The 16,028-nt window shown below is 63.0% G+C and carries 15 protein-coding genes and 1 pseudogene; 3 read left to right on the forward strand and 13 right to left on the reverse strand.

The annotated features are described in order from the left end of the window. The first annotated feature begins 40 nt into the window (after positions 1 to 40). Positions 41 to 1,300, forward strand: a complete 1,260-nt coding sequence (locus tag NKJ55_RS26030; RefSeq protein WP_352452388.1) for an ABC transporter substrate-binding protein — start codon at positions 41 to 43, stop codon at positions 1,298 to 1,300. A gap of 75 nt (positions 1,301 to 1,375) precedes the next feature. Here NKJ55_RS26030 and NKJ55_RS26035 read toward each other — a convergent pair whose 3' ends face one another. The 4 genes and pseudogenes from NKJ55_RS26035 to NKJ55_RS26050 all read right to left on the reverse strand — a co-directional run bounded on the left by NKJ55_RS26035 (position 1,376) and on the right by NKJ55_RS26050 (position 3,522). Next, the gene (locus NKJ55_RS26035; RefSeq protein ID WP_352452425.1) at positions 1,376 to 2,194 is read right to left on the reverse strand and encodes a sigma-70 family RNA polymerase sigma factor; all 819 of its coding nucleotides are present in this window, start codon (positions 2,192 to 2,194) and stop codon (positions 1,376 to 1,378) included. Next, positions 2,176 to 2,319 (reverse strand): annotated as a pseudogene (locus tag NKJ55_RS26040) (hypothetical protein); the annotation flags it as partial. The gene NKJ55_RS26035 and the pseudogene NKJ55_RS26040, both read right to left, overlap by 19 nt. Next, entirely contained in the window at positions 2,306 to 2,845 is a 540-nt protein-coding gene (locus tag NKJ55_RS26045) for a dihydrofolate reductase family protein (protein WP_352452389.1), read from the reverse strand. The gene NKJ55_RS26045 and the pseudogene NKJ55_RS26040, both read right to left, overlap by 14 nt. A 137-nt stretch (positions 2,846 to 2,982) precedes the next feature. Continuing rightward, positions 2,983 to 3,522, reverse strand: coding sequence for an Lrp/AsnC family transcriptional regulator (locus tag NKJ55_RS26050; protein ID WP_352452390.1), 540 nt, complete (start codon positions 3,520 to 3,522; stop codon positions 2,983 to 2,985). 48 nt (positions 3,523 to 3,570) lie between these two features. Between NKJ55_RS26050 and NKJ55_RS26055 the strand changes: the two genes are divergently transcribed. Together NKJ55_RS26055 and NKJ55_RS26060 are read left to right on the forward strand one after the other, a co-directional pair. Continuing rightward, complete coding sequence (locus tag NKJ55_RS26055) at positions 3,571 to 4,746, forward strand: MFS transporter (RefSeq protein ID WP_352452391.1); 1,176 nt, start codon at positions 3,571 to 3,573, stop codon at positions 4,744 to 4,746. Positions 4,747 to 4,795: 49 nt separating this feature from the next. Next, positions 4,796 to 5,227 carry a GNAT family N-acetyltransferase gene (locus tag NKJ55_RS26060; RefSeq protein WP_352452392.1) on the forward strand — a complete coding sequence of 144 codons (432 nt, stop codon included), beginning with the start codon at positions 4,796 to 4,798 and terminating at the stop codon, positions 5,225 to 5,227. Here the strand turns inward: NKJ55_RS26060 and NKJ55_RS26065 are convergent. The 9 genes from NKJ55_RS26065 to murA form a co-directional block, all read right to left on the reverse strand. Beyond that, the gene (locus NKJ55_RS26065) at positions 5,224 to 6,354 is read right to left on the reverse strand and encodes an anhydro-N-acetylmuramic acid kinase (RefSeq protein ID WP_352452393.1); all 1,131 of its coding nucleotides are present in this window, start codon (positions 6,352 to 6,354) and stop codon (positions 5,224 to 5,226) included. The genes NKJ55_RS26060 and NKJ55_RS26065 overlap by 4 nt on opposite strands. A 5-nt stretch (positions 6,355 to 6,359) precedes the next feature. Next, positions 6,360 to 7,361: a serine hydrolase domain-containing protein gene (locus tag NKJ55_RS26070; RefSeq protein WP_352452394.1), complete on the reverse strand. Its 1,002-nt coding sequence runs from the start codon at positions 7,359 to 7,361 to the stop codon at positions 6,360 to 6,362. 69 nt (positions 7,362 to 7,430) lie between these two features. Beyond that, positions 7,431 to 9,179 (reverse strand): ABC transporter ATP-binding protein, encoded by a 1,749-nt coding sequence (locus NKJ55_RS26075; protein ID WP_352452395.1) that lies wholly within the window; start codon positions 9,177 to 9,179, stop codon positions 7,431 to 7,433. After that, a complete protein-coding gene (locus NKJ55_RS26080; protein WP_352452396.1) occupies positions 9,176 to 10,015 on the reverse strand; it encodes an ABC transporter permease in 840 nt (279 codons plus the stop codon). The genes NKJ55_RS26075 and NKJ55_RS26080 overlap by 4 nt, the downstream gene beginning before the upstream one ends. Continuing rightward, the gene (locus NKJ55_RS26085) at positions 10,015 to 10,974 is read right to left on the reverse strand and encodes an ABC transporter permease (RefSeq protein ID WP_352452397.1); all 960 of its coding nucleotides are present in this window, start codon (positions 10,972 to 10,974) and stop codon (positions 10,015 to 10,017) included. The genes NKJ55_RS26080 and NKJ55_RS26085 overlap by 1 nt, the downstream gene beginning before the upstream one ends. A 34-nt stretch (positions 10,975 to 11,008) precedes the next feature. After that, a complete protein-coding gene (locus tag NKJ55_RS26090; RefSeq protein ID WP_352452398.1) occupies positions 11,009 to 12,529 on the reverse strand; it encodes an ABC transporter substrate-binding protein in 1,521 nt (506 codons plus the stop codon). A 99-nt stretch (positions 12,530 to 12,628) separates the two neighbouring features. Then, positions 12,629 to 13,552 carry an N-acetylmuramic acid 6-phosphate etherase gene (murQ, locus tag NKJ55_RS26095; RefSeq protein WP_352452426.1) on the reverse strand — a complete coding sequence of 308 codons (924 nt, stop codon included), beginning with the start codon at positions 13,550 to 13,552 and terminating at the stop codon, positions 12,629 to 12,631. A 185-nt stretch (positions 13,553 to 13,737) separates the two neighbouring features. After that, positions 13,738 to 14,628, reverse strand: a complete 891-nt coding sequence (locus tag NKJ55_RS26100) for a glucosamine kinase nucleotide-binding domain-containing protein (protein ID WP_352452399.1) — start codon at positions 14,626 to 14,628, stop codon at positions 13,738 to 13,740. Next, the gene (gene murA, locus NKJ55_RS26105) at positions 14,625 to 15,881 is read right to left on the reverse strand and encodes a UDP-N-acetylglucosamine 1-carboxyvinyltransferase (protein ID WP_352452400.1); all 1,257 of its coding nucleotides are present in this window, start codon (positions 15,879 to 15,881) and stop codon (positions 14,625 to 14,627) included. The genes NKJ55_RS26100 and murA overlap by 4 nt, the downstream gene beginning before the upstream one ends. Positions 15,882 to 16,028: the final 147 nt, after the last annotated feature.

The following is a 16,028-nucleotide window of genomic DNA, read 5'->3' on the forward strand; positions in this document are numbered from 1 at the left end:
AAGACATCAATGAGAGTCGTGCAACGAAAGGGGAACAACAATGAAAAAGACCATACTTCAGATCACCACCGCGCTCGCACTGCTGACAGCGGCCGGCGCAGCGCGAGCCGCCGATTGCAAGATCACCGTCGGCCTCGTCATGGAACTGACAGGCCCGGCCGGCGAGTACGGCCAGGCCGGCGCCAAATCGGTCGAGATGGCCTTCCGCGACATCAACGATGCGGGCGGCGTCCGCGGCTGCGATCTCGCGACCGACACGCGCGACAGCCAAAGCCAGGGCAACATTGCGGTCGACGCCGCGACGCAGCTCGTGCAGGTCAAGAAGGTGCCGGTGATCATCGGCGGCATTATCTCCTCGGTGTCGATCCCGATCCTGACCTCGGTCACCGCTCCGGCCAAGATAGTCCAGGTGTCGCCTGCTTCCTCGTCGCCGACGCTGACGGCGCTCGGGCGCGACGGCAAGACCAACGGCATCTTCTTCCGCACCATCACATCTGATGCGCTGCAGGGCGTCGCTGCCGCCAAATATGCCATCGACAAAGGCTTCAAGAAGCTGTCGGTCATCCACGTCAACAACGATTTCGGCGTCAACATGGTGGCGGAATTTTCGCGCGCCTATAAGGCACTCGGCGGCACCATCGTCTCCGACACGCCCTACAATGAAAAGCAGTCGAGCTATGCCTCGGAAGTGACGGTGGCGATGGCCGGCGAGCCCGACGGGCTTTATCTCGTCAGCACGCCTGTCGACGGCGCAACCATCGCCCGCACCTGGATTTCGCAGGGCGGTGTCCAGAAATTCCTGCTCAATGACGGCATGAACAGCCCGGACTTCATCGAATCCGTTGGCGCGGATTACCTGAAGGATGCGTACGGCACTTCCTCCGGCACCAGCCCGACCGCATCGACCGAGTATTTCACCAAGAACTACAAGGAATTTTCGGGCATCGAACCGTCGAACCCGGCGGCCGACCGGTCGTATGATGCCGGCGCCATCGTCGGCCTGGCCATCGCCATTGCCGGCTCCGAGGATCCGGCCAAGATCAAGGAGGCGATGTACAAGGCGGTCGACCCGGCCGGCACGCCGATCTATGCCGGCAAGGACGAGTTCGCCAAGGCGCTCGGCCTGATCAAGGATGGCAAGCCGATCCGTTACGAAGGCGTCATCGGCCCGGTCGCCTTCGACAAATACGGCGACATCACCGGCCCGTTCCGCCTCTGGAAGATCGTCGACGGCAAGGTGACGACCGACGGCGAAATGACCACGGATGACGTCAACGCCCTGCAGGCGAAGCTTCAGTAAGCCGCCTATGTCTTGTTCGGCATCGATCCCATTCCATTGAGGTTGATGCCGGACACTTGCATGTCCTGTTGCTGGTTAGGCCGGCCTGGAAACGACCACCTTACCAGCCGCCGGCATGATCCAGGGGCAGGCATAGTAATCGGCGATGCGATTTATGGTCCCGCCGGCGGCTTCGATCCGAACCGGATGGGCCGGCTTCCAACCGTTTTCGCCATGGTGAAGCACGAGCAGCACCGCCTGGCCATCGATCTCGCCAATCGCCATTTTCCAGGTCGTCGAGGCTCTTTCATATTCGACGAAGTAAGGTGATTCCGACAGCCTGCCCTTGAAGCAATCCGCGACACGCAATTGTGCGTCGGCGCTGGTCAACGCCCGTACCCCATCCCAGTCGCGGCGGTTGAACAGCTCGACATAGCGGCTGAGCAATTCCAGGAGTTCCGGATCGCGCTGGGGCTCCGAACGGACGATTGGCTCGCCCGACAAGGCGGCCAATTTCGAGCGGCCACGGCTCAACGCAGCCTTGACGCCACCCACGGTCGAGCCGACGAGATCGGCGATCTCTTCCAGCGAACAGTCGAAGACGTCCTTGAGCAGGACGCAGGCGCGTTCCTTGGGCGGCAGGTGGATCACCAGCCGTTCGATCGCGCGATCCGCGCCCTGGCCCGCCGGCTCGACCGGCAGGATGATCTCGTCGTCGGCGAAATTGGCCTCCGCATGCTGACGCACCTGCCGGCTTCGCAGAAAATCGATGCAGCGATTATGTGCAATGCGAAACAGCCAGGGGCGAAGAGCACTCGCATCGTCCAGCTTCTCGATCTTCCGATGGGCCCCTCGAACAGCGCCTCTTGCATCACGTCTTCGGCGTCGAGCGTTGAACCGGTCATGCGTGCACAGTAGCGGTGCAGCCGTCCATGCAAATGCGCGACTGTCTCCAGGAAGCCGGCGTAGCGGACGTCGAAAAGCCCGGTCGGGTCAAGTCCTGGCTGCATCTTCATGGCATACGGATCATAGCGGGACATAGGTCAGCGTAATGACCCCGTTCTTGAAACGGTGCGTATCTATAAGCTCCAGCTTGACCAGGGACGGGTCGACATCCTGGAAAGCGCGTTTGCCAGGGCCGACGCGGGTCGGCACGATCGAGAGTTGATACTCGTCGACAAGCCTGTTGGCGAGCAGCGTCTGGTCGAGATTGCTCACTCCATACTTCAATATGTTGCCGCCGGTTTGCTGCTTGATCCTGGCGATTTCGGCAGCGACGTCGCCTTCGATCAGCGATGCGTTCCAGCTCACTGCCTTGAGGCTGCGCGACGCGACGAGCTTCTTCAGCCCGTTCATGCGGTCCATGTACTTGCTGCCTTTGACCTGCGGCCAACGCGCCGAAAACATTTCGTAGGTGACGCGGCCGAGCAGGAAAAAATCCGCCTCGCCGGCCTTTTCATAGGAGTGTTCCTTCATCTCCTCGTCGAAGAACGGTGACGCCCATTCCATTGGTGCTTCGATGACGCCGTCCAGCGAAATGAAGCTGCCCACGATCAATTTTCTCATCGCGTGTCTCCGGTTGCGCAACAGGCATCCCGTCGGATCCAAGAACCGGCGCAAACGAACCGGCCGGACGGATGACCACGGGATGCAGTGCCTAAGACGTTTCCGGTTCGACTTTGGATACGTGAGAATCGTTTGAGCTAATAAAGCGGCTTGGCCATGTGCCGGGGCGTCGGCCACTCCGTCGTAATCCCCGGCTGCACCGGCCGCTCGAGATAAGTCGAGAGCACGACGTAGCTTCGCGTCGAGGTGACGCCGGGTGTTTCGTAGAGGCGCGACAGCAGGCCCTCGAGCGCCCGCGTGTCCTCGGTGCGGACCTTGATCAGCATGCATGTGTCGCCGGCCACCGAATGGATCTCCTCGACTTCGGGGTGTTCGGAGATTGCCATCAGCTCCGGCGTCTTTCCCCACCCCTTGGTGTCGATATGGACGAAGGCAAGCAGCGGCTTGTGCACCGCCTTGGGATCGATGATGACCGCGGTGTTGCGGATGGCGCCGCTGCGCCGGAGGCGCTTGACGCGTTCATGGGCTGCCGGCGGTGAAAGGCCGACGCGGTCGCCGAGCTCGGCATAGCTGATCGTGGCGTCGTCGACCAGAACGCCTAATATTTTTCGGTCGGTTGCATCGATATCGCGTGCGGCGGGCCTGTTCTGCGGAATGCCATCTGTTTCTTCATCCATATTAAAATTCCCGATTGATGCAGAATTTAATACGGCCATTATCGCCGTATGTCGAACAGTGATCAAGTCACAACATTTACAGCAAGGCCGCCTATCCCGGCGCTCGCTTACCTCCTCACCGGATGCATTGCCGTGATCGGCTCGAACTCGCTGGTGCTCGGTCCGATCGCGCCGGCGGTGGCCGCGTCCTTCGGCACAAGCGTGCCGGCGGTCATGATCGCGTCGGCCGCGTTCGGGCTCGGGACGTCGGCAAGCGCCTTGTTCCTGGCGCGCTATATCGATCGGCTTGGCGCCCGCCGCATGCTGCAAGGGGCGTTGCTGCTGCTGGCGATAGCGCTCGTCGCCAGCGCCGCTGCGCCGACCGTGACGGCGCTGGTCGCGGCCCAGCTTCTCGCCGGCATCGCTGCAGGTGTCGCCATGCCGGCAATCTATGCCAGCTCCGCCGCGATTGCGCCGCCCGGTCGTGAAAGCGGCACCATAGGCGTCGTGCTGACCGGCTGGACGCTGAGCATGGTCGCCGGCGTTTCGCTGTCGGCCGTACTTGCCGATCTGGTACATTGGCGCGCCGTTTTCGCGACGGTCGCGGTGCTCGCAGCACTCGCATTGGCCAGCCTGTCTCTGACCTCGCTCAGCGATGTCAGGAAGAGCGGCCCGGCGCCGACGCCACTGGGCGCCTTGAGCGTTCCGGGCATCGTGCCGCTTCTGGTTGCCTGCGCCGCCTTCATGACCGCGTTCTACGGCATCTACGGCTATCTTGGCGATCACCTTCACAATGGCTTGGGACGGCCGGTCAGTGCCAATGGGCTTGCCGCGCTCGCCTATGGCGCCGGCTTCGGCGCGGCGGCACTTCTTGACGGCGTTATCGACCGCTTAGGCGCGCGGCGTGTCATGCCATTTGCCTATCTGCTTGTCGCGGTCGTCTATGTAGTGATTGCCGCGGCAAGCAGTAGTTTTCATCTGACCGTAGCGGTGATAGCCGTCTGGGGCCTTGCCAATCATTTCGGGCTGAACGTCCTGGTGATGCGCCTGTCGGCGCTCGACCCTGCGCATCGCGGCACGATTATGGGTTTGAACAGCGCGGTGACCTATCTTGCCGTGTTCGTCGGCACCACGGCGTTCGGACCGCTCTATTCCACGTTCGGTTTTGCAGCATCGGCGGTGATTGCAGCTTTGCTCATGCTAATCGCTGCTGCGGTAGCGGCGTGGCGTTCGCCGAACCTATAGCGCAGCAAGGCTTGCGTCTCGGTCCCGTCCTTCGATAGATGCTTGGCGGATGAACAATACAACGCTTGAGACAACCGCCGATCCCTTGCCGCACGAGTTGGCTTTTCTTGGAGAGCGGCTTGCGGCGTTCAACGACAGTGATGTCGGCGCCTCCTGCAGGAAGGCATTGGCCGTGTTCGTGCGCGATGAGCACGGCGCTATTGTCGCCGGCATCTCGGGATATACAGCCTGGGGCTGGCTCTATGTGCAATGGCTCTGGGTCGATGAAAAACTGCGCGGTCACCGCATGGCCGGCAGGATGCTCGAGGCGGCCGAGAGGGAGGCGATCGCGCGCGACTGTCACGGCGCCTGGATCGACACGTTCAATCCCAAGGCCGCCAAGGCCTATGAGCGCCAGGGCTATCAGCCCTTCGGCGTGCTTGCCGATTTTCCCGTCGGCCGCAGCCGCATCTTCCTGCAGAAGAAGCTGAAGCCTGACTAGCCGGCAAGGCGTCCGCCGCACATCGGCTTTGGCACGCCGGTCGTACTGGGGAAGCTGATCGGCAAGCCCCTGAGCACGCGCACTGCCAGGAACGCAAAACACTCCGCCTCCACCGCATCGCCCTTCCAGCCAAGCGCCTCGGCCGGAACCGCTTCGACGCCAGCGCGGCTGGCAAGCATGGCCATGATCGTTGGGTTGTGTCGACCGCCACCGCTGACCACCAGCCGCTTCGGCCGGCGCGGCAGAAGATCGAGCGCCTTGCCGACGGCGGCCGCGGTGAAGGCCGTCAGCAGGGCTGCGCCATCCTCGGCGTTCATTCCGTCCGCCATCGAGGCGCCGAAATCGAAACGGTCCAGCGATTTCGGGTAGGGTTTGGTCAAATACGGATGCTGCAGGAGCTTGGCCAGCCGTGCCTCGTCGACCGTGCCGGCGCGGGCAAGGGCGCCGTCGCGGTCCATTTCGCCGAGCCCCTTCGATTTGATGAAATCGTTCAGCGGTGCGTTGGCGGGCCCGGTGTCGAAGGCAACAACATTGTCCGTGCCGTCCCACCAGGTGATGTTGGCGACGCCGCCGAGATTGAGCACCGCCGTGTCGCCGGTGGCGTCGGCTTCGCGCAGCAGCGCGGCGTGATAGGCGGCCGACAGCGGCGCGCCCTGGCCGCCGGCGCGCATGTCGGCCGAGCGGAAGTCATAGGCGACTTTGGTGCCCAAGATGGCATGCATCAGCTCGCCGTCGCCGAGTTGGCGGGTCTGGCCCAGTCGGCCCACTTGCGGGGCACGGTGCAGCACGGTCTGGCCATGGAAGCCGACGACGCCGATATCGGCCATGGTCAGACCGTGACTTTCGACAAGATCCTTGACCGCGGCGGATTGGGCGCGCGTCAGCGCCTCCTCTGCCTCACGAAAAATCGCCGGTTCCGGTCCGGTGAAATTCCAGATCCTGGCCTGGCGCAACGTCTCCTCCAACAGACTGCGGATCGACCTGGGGTAAGGCGCCAGCGTGTAGGTACCGAAATCCACGATCCGTTCGCCGTCGGTCTTGATCAGCGCGACGTCGATATTGCCGTCCAGCACGGTGCCGGTCATCAGGCCGACGGCCCACATGGGTTCGCCATTTTTCGCAATCATGGTTGTCAGGCTCCGTTGACGAGATCGCCGACCGCTTGGCGAAGCGCTGCGATCCCGCTGTTGAAATGACGTGTCGGATGGATCCGGTTGGTGAGCAAGGTCCAGGCTCTGCCTTTGTCGAAGTCGACCCACAGCCCGACCCCGGTAAAGCCGGTATGCCCGATGGTTTCGGGGCTGCATAACCGGCCGCCGGACCAGCCTTCGTAGGGTCGCTCCCAGCCATGGGTGCGGGTTGCCGACAAGGGCGTGCGCATTAGCGCGATCGAACGCTGCGACGCGCCGGTCCCGTCCAGCAGCCCTTGCGCAAAGTCGAGGACCGAAGCCGCCGTTCCGAACAGGCCGGCGTGACCGGCACCTTGCAAGGCCGAGCAATTGTCGTCGTGGACTTCGCCGCAGAGCACGCGATGGCGCCATGTGCAGTCTTCGGTCGCCGCCGCTTGATCCGGTTCGGCGGAGAACGCGAAGCCCGGACGGGGATCTATGTCGCGAATGGTCTTGCCAGACAGGCGCTCCAGGACGAAGCCGAGCAGGATGAAGTTGATATCGGAATAGACCGGCTCGCCAGCCTGCCACTCGCGCTGCAGGACAAAGGCGCGCAACAGCTCGGGATCTCGGCCATAGGTGTAGATTGGCGCGACGGCGGGAAACGGTGTCTGATGGCCGAGACACTGGCGAAACGTTACGTTCCGTTCCCAGGCTTTTTCGTCATATTGGCGAAGGTCGGCCAGGACGGAAATCAGCGGCGCGTCGAGGTCGATGACGCCTTCTTCCGCCAGTGCCAGGATACGCGACGTGGTGAAGATGACTTTGGTCAGGGATGCCAGGTCGAACCATGTCCCGACATGCATCGGCCGTATCTTGGGCACGACTTGGGCTGAGCCGATTGCCCGGACGATGCGTTCGCCGTCCCCGTCAACTATGCCGAGCACGCCGCCCGGAATGCGCGATGCGGCCACGGCCGCTTCGAGCGGGGCGAATGTGCGGGAGAAGAAATCATGGTCGATCAACTACGCCTCCGTTTGGAAGGCAGCGATGGGGCTGTCCCTCCGGCCTTTCATATCCTTGGGCGACAATCATCACGCTTCCACCCGTGCTCTATGATCCGGCCCGAATTGCTGCCAATTAGCCGGGCCCGGCTCAAACCCCAGCGGACGCACGAGCGAGGGGACCTGGCGCGTGTCCAGCTCGAAACGTTCATGCCGCCGGTCTATAGTAGGAACGGCCGCGATAAGCTGTTTGGTATAGGAGTGCTTCGGCTCCGAGAGCACCGATCTGGCATCGCCGATCTCGACAATCTGGCCGGCATAGATGACCGCGATGCGATGGGCGATCCGCTCGACGACAGCCATGTCATGCGAGATGAACAGATAGGCCAGCCCGAATTCACGCTGCAGCTCGATCAAAAGCTCCAACACCCTGGCCTGCACCGACACATCGAGCGCCGAAACCGCTTCGTCGAGGACGACAACCGAAGGATTGAGCATCAGCGCGCGAGCGATGCACAGGCGTTGCCGCTGGCCGCCGGAGAATTCGTGCGGATAGCGCTGCAGGCTGTTTTCCGGAAGGCCGACGCGTTTCAGCAGCGCGGCCATTTTCGCCCGCGTTTCAGCAGTTATCCGTCCGCCGGTAGCGATCACCGGCTCCGCGAGGAGGTTTTCGACGGTGAGTCTGGGATTAAGCGAGCCATAGGGATTCTGGAACACCATCTGCACGGGAAGGGCGCTCTGCCCGGCGGCGGCCTTGCGCGCGCTGGCCGAGATTGTGCCGCGCGTCGAGCGCACCAGCCCCAGAATCGCGCGGGCGGTGGTGGACTTTCCGGAGCCGCTCTCGCCGACGACCGCCAATGTCTCGCCCGGCATTAGCTCGAAATCCACACCGTCCACGGCATGGACGGCACCGCTGGTACGGCTGAGAAAACCACCCTTGACCGGAAATCGCACTACGAGGCCATCGACCTTCAGCGCCGGCTCGGCAGCTTTTTGCTTTTCGCGTTGCGCGTCCCTGCGTGTCGCGCTGCCGCCGGCGAAATGCGGAACCGCATGTAGCAGATGCCGCGTATAGGGATGCTGCGGATCGTCCAATATCTGGTTCAATGCGCCCTGCTCGACAGCTTCTCCGCCTTGCATCACCATCACCTTGTCGGCGATGCCTGCAACCAGACCGATGTCGTGGGTGATGAAGATCATCGACATCCCGGTTTCCTGCTTCAACTCGGCGAGCAGCGCCATGATCTGCGCCTGCACCGTAACATCCAGCGCCGTCGTTGGCTCGTCGGCAATGAGCAGGCGCGGGTTGCACGCGAGCGCCATGGCGATCATCACCCGCTGCAGCATGCCGCCCGACAGCTGGTTGGGCGTGTATTTCAGCCGCCGTGCAGCGTCGGGAATACGGACGCGGTCGAGCGCGTCCTTGGCCGCCGCCGTTGCTTGTCGTCCGGTCAGGCCGCGATGCAGGCGAAATGATTCCTCGATCTGCCAGCCAATGGTCAGCACCGGATTGAGCGAGCTCATCGGCTCCTGGAAGATCATGCCGATTTCGCCGCCGCGGATCTTCGTCAATTGCGGCTCGGCTGCGGCTGTCAGGTCGAAGGTGCTGCCGTCGGCCCGCCTCAGCTTGATCGACCCGCCGGTGATGCGGCCGCCGCCATAATCGACAAGGCGATTGATCGACAGCGCCGTAACCGATTTGCCCGAGCCGCTTTCGCCGACGATGGCCAGCGTTTCGCCGTCGGCGAGATCGAAGCTGACGCCGCGCACGACCTCATTGGCTTGCGGGTTGCGGCCGAAGCCGACGCGCAATCCGCTGACGGACAGCAGCGGGATCATGCGATCGATCTCCGCATCTTCGGGTCGAGGACATCGCGCAACGCATCGCCGAGCAGGTTGAAACCGAGGATGCCGATCATGATCGCCACGCCCGGGAAGATCATCAGCCAGGGAGCTGTCTCCATCAGATTGCGGCTGTCGCTCAGCATCAGGCCGAGCGACGCGGCGGGCGGCTGCGTGCCGAGCCCGAGGAAGCTTAAGCCGGCTTCGGTCAGCAGTGCCCAGGCCAGCGCCAGCGTCACCTGAACCGTCAGCGGCGCTACCAGATTGAGCAGCAGATGCCGTGTTACGATATAGCCCGCACTGCTGCCGAACGTGCGGGCCGCGTCGACGAACTCGCGCGCCTTGAGCGACAGAGCCGGACCTCGCACGACGCGCGTGAAGATCGGTGTGTAGACGATGGCGATGGCAATGACGCTGGTCGAGGTTCCCGGTCCCGCAACCGCGACGATCAACAGCGCCAGCAGGATCGCCGGGAACGCCAGCACAACGTCCATGATGCGCATCACCAGGCCGTCCCAGCGGCGCCCGAACCAGGCTGCCGCCAGCCCGAGCACGGTGCCGGCCAGTGTCGCGACGGCGACCGAAAAGAAGGCCACGATGAAGGACTGGCCGATCCCGGTCATCAGCCGACTTGCGACATCGCGGCCGAACAGGTCCGTGCCCATCCAGTAGGTGCCGTCAGGCGCATGCAGTCGCTCGACCCGGTGCTGCGTCAGCGGATTGTGCGGCGTCAGCCCCAGCATGCCAAGCACGGCAAGCAGCAGATAAAGCGCAACGATCGCACCGCCGATGCGGCCGCTGGGATGCGCAAATATAGCCCGCAATGTCGCCATCAGTGCTCGCTTAGCCGGATACGCGGGTCGAGCGCGACATAGGCAAGGTCGACGAGGAGATTGACGATCATGAAGTTGAAGGCGATGAACAGCACGCTCCCCTGCACCAGCGCGTAGTCGCGCTGCAGGATGGCATCCAGCACCATGCGGCCGAGACCGGGCAGCGCATAAATTTGCTCGACGATGACAGCTCCGCCCAGGAGGTAGCCGAACTCTATGCCGCTCAGCGTCACGACCGGGATGAGCGCGTTGGGCAAGGCATGCCGCCAGATGACGCCGCGCGCCGAAACGCCCTTGCTGCGCGCCGTCCTGACATAGTCGTCGCTGAGCACATCGAGCATCGCCGAACGCGATATGCGGGTCACCGAAGCCGCGAAGGCAAATCCAAGCGTGACCGCAGGCAGCAACAGCTGGCCGAGATTGCGCAGCGGATCCTGCCACAGCGGCGAAAACTCGCCCATCGCCGGCAAAACGCCAAACCCCGCCGACAGTGTGTAGATGATCAGCAGGGCAAGGACGAAGTTCGGCGTCGACTGCCCGATCATTGCGACAACGCGCACGCCGAGGTCGGACAGCTTTTCGTTATGGGTGGCGGCAAAGATCCCCGCCGGCATACCGACAAGCAGGGCGATGACCATCGACAGCAGGGCGAGTTCCAACGTTAGCGGGAAACGCTCGAGGATGACGTCGAGCACCGGCCTGCCATAGGTGGACGAAATGCCGAGATTACCTTGGAAAAGACCAAGCAGCCAGCGCCAGTATTGGATGAACCAGGGCTGGTCGATGCCGAAATAAGCTGCAAGCGCATCGCGCTGCTGGGGCGTCAGCAGGCCAGCTTCGGTCCCCAGCATTGCCGTGATCGAATCGCCCGGAACCATCCGGATCGCCAGGAACACCACGATGGACACGCCAAGCAGGACGAGAGGGAAGGTCGCCAGTCGCCGCATCAGATAGTTCACGCGAAGAATATCCTCTCGTCCGGCATCAAAGCAGCTACTGGATCGTCACCTTGGCGAGGCTGAACAGCGAGCCTGTCGGCACCGGTTCGAATCCTGCGATATTCTTCTGCTGTGCCGTGTAGCTGTAGGACGTGTAGAGCCAGATCCAGGGCGACATCTCAGTGATGTGCTTCTCGAAGTCGGCGAAGATCGCTTTGCGCGCTGCCGGGTCGGTCTCGGTGCGGCCCTTCTGCATAAGACTGTCCAGCGTGTCGTCGATATAGTTCGCCACCTTCTGCAGATTGCCCGTCTTGGTCCAGTAGCGGTTGTACATAGTGTAGGGATCGGCCCTGCCGCCGTTCAGCGCGACGGCCATGTCGAAATCGCCCTTCAGCCAGGCGTCGACATAGACGTTGAGCTCCATCATCTTGATGTCGAGCTTGACGCCGATTTCTGCGAGTTGCGATTGGATGACCTGGGCTTCCGCCGCTGCCGTCGGCGGCTCGCCGGTGGCGCCGATCACGGTCGCCGAAAAGCCGTCGGCATAGCCGGCTTCGGCCATCAACTGCTTGGCCTTCTCAATGTCGCGCTTATAACAGAACAACTGCTTCGGATCGGTCGCCAGTGCCGGGATGGTCAGCGGGCCGGTGACCTTGCCTTCGCCGAGCGAGGCGGTGTCCAGCACTTCCTGCCGGTCGATGGCGCAGGAAATCGCCTGACGCACCTTGAATTCGGTCATCGGCTTGCGGGAGGGATTGAGCTGCAGCACGTGATAGGCAAGCACCGGCACACGGTTCAACTGCAGGCTGGCTTCCTTGGGCACCAGCGTGGCGACAAGCGGATCGTTGAGCAGCGCAAAATCGATCTGCTTGGTGCGCATCGCCGCCAGGATCGCCGTCTCGTCCGGCAGCACGCTGATTTCGATGCCGTCGACGCCGGTCGCGCCGCCTGCCCAGTCCTTGTTGGCGACAAGCACTTCCTTGGAATTCGGATCCCATTTTTCGAGCTTGAACGGACCCGAGCCGATCGTTGTCGTGCCGATCGAGCCGGCCGCGATTTCGCTTGCCGGGACGATCGCCGCATTGACGTCGCTCATCGCCGTCAGGATCGGCACGTCCGGCTGCGAGAGGTGGAACACGACGGTGGCGGGATCGGGCGTGTCGATGCTGGCGATCGAGAGAAAGTTGGCGCGCGCCGCAGCACCCGTCTTCTCGTCGAGTATGCGCTCGAACGATGCCTTGACGTCGGCCGAGGTCACGGCGGCGCCGTTCTGGAATTTTGCTTTCGGATTGAGCTTGAAGCTCAGCTCCTTGCCGTCCGGCGAGAACTGCCATGAATCGGCAATCGCGGGCGTGATTTGCAGATTTGCGTCGAGCCGCACCAGCGGTTCGTAGATCAGCTCCAGCAGCCGCAGTGAGGAGAATGCCGTCTGCTTGTGCGGATCAAGACCAGTGGCGTCCTGCGACCACGCCATATGCAGCGTCGCCGCACTCGCCTGCACCGGTAGCGCGGCGATGCCAACCATTGCCGCGAGCGTCATGCCGGAAAGCAGTTTCTTGCCAATGTGCCGTACCATTGTCGTCTCCCATTATTGTTAAACCAGATGCCTTGCAGTTCCCCGGACCGCTTCAAAGGGACACACGCCCCGGAACATCGGCCCAGTATCCATGCGGTCTTACACGGTCTTTTCGCCTATCGCCTTGCGCAGGAAACCTCCCGCGTTGGCAAGCGCCTTACGTGCTTCTTCGACACCCATGCCGGTGATCGTTACCAGGATTGCCAGTTTTACATCATTGCCGGTCTGGTCGAGTGACTGTCGTGCCTGCTGTGCCGCGCAGCCGGTCGTCTGCATCACGATCCTGACCGCCCTTGCGACAAGCTTCTTGTTGCTTGGATTGAGGTCAACCATCAGGTTCTGATAGCTCTTGCCGATGCGGATCATGCTGGCGGTGGACAGCATATTGAGCACCAGCTTTTGCGCGGTTCCCGATTTCAGCCGGGTCGAGCCGGTGAGGACCTCCGGGCCAACCACCGGAGAGATGCCAATATCGGCAATGCCGGCAATGGTTGATCGAGGATTGCAGGACAACGCCACGGTGGTGGCTCCCACTTCCTTGGCATAGGTCAGGCCGCCGATCACATATGGTGTGCGTCCGCTGACAGCGATGCCGACCACCACGTCGTCGGCGGTCAGCTTGATGTCCTGCAGCGCCTTTATTCCCTGTTTCGGATCGTCCTCGGCGCCTTCCGCAGAGTGCACCAATGCGTCGACGCCGCCGGCGATCAGGCCCACCACCATGTCCTCGGGTACGCCGAAGGTCGGCGGACATTCCGAGGCGTCGAGGACGCCGAGCCGGCCGCTGGTGCCAGCCCCCATATAGACAAGGCGTGCACCGTTCTGGAACGCGCTCACGATCCGGTCCACGGCCGCAGCAATATCGGGGATGACCTTCTCGACGGCTGCCGCAACGCCTTTGTCCTCGTCATTGATCTTGCGCAGCACCTCGAGGGTCGGCAACAGATCGATGTCCATGGTTTTCGGGTTCCGGTCCTCGGAAACCAGCCGCTCCAGCTCCGACATCAACCCTTGTTCGACCACTTCGCTTACTTTCAAGTGCGACTGCGAGCAGGCCTGTGATGCCCGCGGCAAGCGGCGTCCAGTGCCTGCACCTGGCCGTCGGCTCCGTACCGGCTGCGCCGGTTCTGTTTCGTTAACTTTTTAGAATTCGATATTCCCTTTGTCAACGGAAAGTAGGAATATTATATTCCTTGCGGAGCAAGGCATCACTGGCGGCAGAGGGATTTTCTGGCCAGGATTATGGCTCCCGAAACCGCATCGCCGTCGGCCGGCTTCAGCCGTCGGCGGACGTCGGGAGCGAGCCATGGCTCAAGCGGGCTGGACAACCCTCCGAGCAACGTAACCCGCGGCGCGCCTTTTTCGAACAGCACCCGCACGAAGGTGTCGATCTGCTCGGCAGCGCCTTGCACGATCCGCCGACCGGCCGGATCGCCCTGGTCGGCATGGCGGATCACCATCGGCGCCATGGCGGCATAGTTCGTCGCGCTGGCGCGGTCCATCCAGGCCACCGCCTCGAACGGATCGTCCTTGAAGCGCTGCATCACCTCGGCCAGCAGCGCCGTCCGCTCATGCCGGCCGTCATGGGCTCGCAAGGCAAGCTGCACTGCCTTCAGTCCGAGATCGGCGCCGCTGCCCTCGTCGGAAATCGAAAAACCGTAGCCGCCGACGCGCAGGTCGCGCCCTTCGACAAAGCCGAGCCCGATCGAACCGGTCCCGGCTATGACGATGGCGCCGTCTTGACCCGAATGCGCGCCAAGGCAAGCCGCGACGCCGTCGCTGACGAAGTCGATGCTCGCAAAGGGTTGTTCGATGCCATGAAACGCCTCGAGCGCACCCTTACGGCCGATGCCGGCAACACCGATACCCGCGCGGATCCTGGCGATTTCCGCCGCCGCGAACCCTGCCTCTTCGATCGCCGCGCCAAAGGCTTTGGCAATCGAGGCCCAGGCCACCTCTATACCGAGTCGCGTTGTCGCCGGGCCCGACAGGCCTTGCCCGAGCACGGTTCCTGCCTCGTCTTCGATACGCGCCCGGCAGCCGGTTCCGCCGCCATCGACGCCCAGGAAATAATGCGGAGACGCCCCACCGGCACTCATTGCCTTATTCGTTCGATCTGGGCGCCGCACAGCCGGAGCTTGCGGTCCAACTGCTCGTACCCGCGGTCGAGATGATAGACGCGATTGATCGTCGTCTCGCCCTCCGACACCAGCGCTGCCAGCACCAGCGAGACGGAGGCGCGCAGGTCGGTCGCCATCACTTGCGCGCCCTTCAGCTTCTCGCCTCCGCGCACCAGCGCCATGGTGCCTTGCAGCTTGATATTGGCGCCGAGCCGCATCAGTTCAGGCACATGCATGAAGCGGTTCTCGAAGATCGTCTCGCGCAACAGCGAAGCGCCCTCGGCACAGCACATCAACGCCATGAACTGCGCCTGGAGATCGGTCGGAAAGCCCGGATAGGGCTCCGTCGTCACGTCGACCGCCTTGAGCGGCCCGTCTCTCGATACGATCAGCCCGCGGTCGCCCGGCCATATTTTCACACCGGCTGCTTCGAGCAGCTGGACGACGGATGCCATGTGCTCGAGCCGCGCGTGGGTCAGCTCGAGCTGACCGCCGGTGATGGCCGCTGCGACGGCATAGGTGCCGGCCTCTATCCGGTCCGGGATGATGTCGTGCGTGGCGGCGCGCCAGTCTGTGCTGCCCCCGATCAGGATGCGGTGCGTGCCGGCGCCCTCGATTCGCGCGCCCATGTCGTTCAGGCAGGCGGCAAGATCGGGCACCTCCGGCTCGCGGGCCGCGTTGAGGATCTCGGTCTCGCCGTTTGCCGTCGTCGCCGCCATCATCGCCGTTTCGGTCGCGCCGACCGACGGCGAGCTCAAAACGATGCGCGCGCCTTTCAGTCCGCCCGGCGCAGACGCGACGATCAGTCCGTTTTCGATCGCGATATCGGCGCCAAGTGCGGCAAGTGCGGCGACATGCATGTCGACCGGCCTTGCGCCGATCGCGCAGCCGCCAGGCAGCGAGACCCGGGCATGGCCGAAGCGGGCAAGCAGTGGACCGAGAACCAGCACCGTCGCGCGCATGCGCCTGACGGTATCGTAGCTTGTCTCCCTGGAAGCGGCAGCACTGGTATCGATTATGGCGGCATGCGCCGATCTGGTGACTTCGGCCCCATGAAGGCCGACGACGCCAAGCATGTTGTCGACATCCGTCACCTCAGGCAGGTTGGTCAGCTGCAGCGGATAGGGGCTGAGCAACGCCGCCGCTATTTGCGGCAAGGCCGCGTTCTTGGCGCCGGAGATCGTCACCGCGCCCTCAAGCCTGTGCCCGCCGACGATCCGCAATTTGTCCATGGCTCTGACCTAATCCCGAGCTGTCGGCGAGTCTACGATCTTTCATGTCCGAATCGTCGACATGCCCGAAGGCTGGGCCGCAACCGCACCAGTCGAGATTTGATGGTTCATTCTTGGCTGTCAATCAGAGACGGAATAATTTATTCC

This window comes from Mesorhizobium sp. M0106 (assembly GCF_040322715.1).
Lineage (GTDB): Bacteria > Pseudomonadota > Alphaproteobacteria > Rhizobiales > Rhizobiaceae > Mesorhizobium.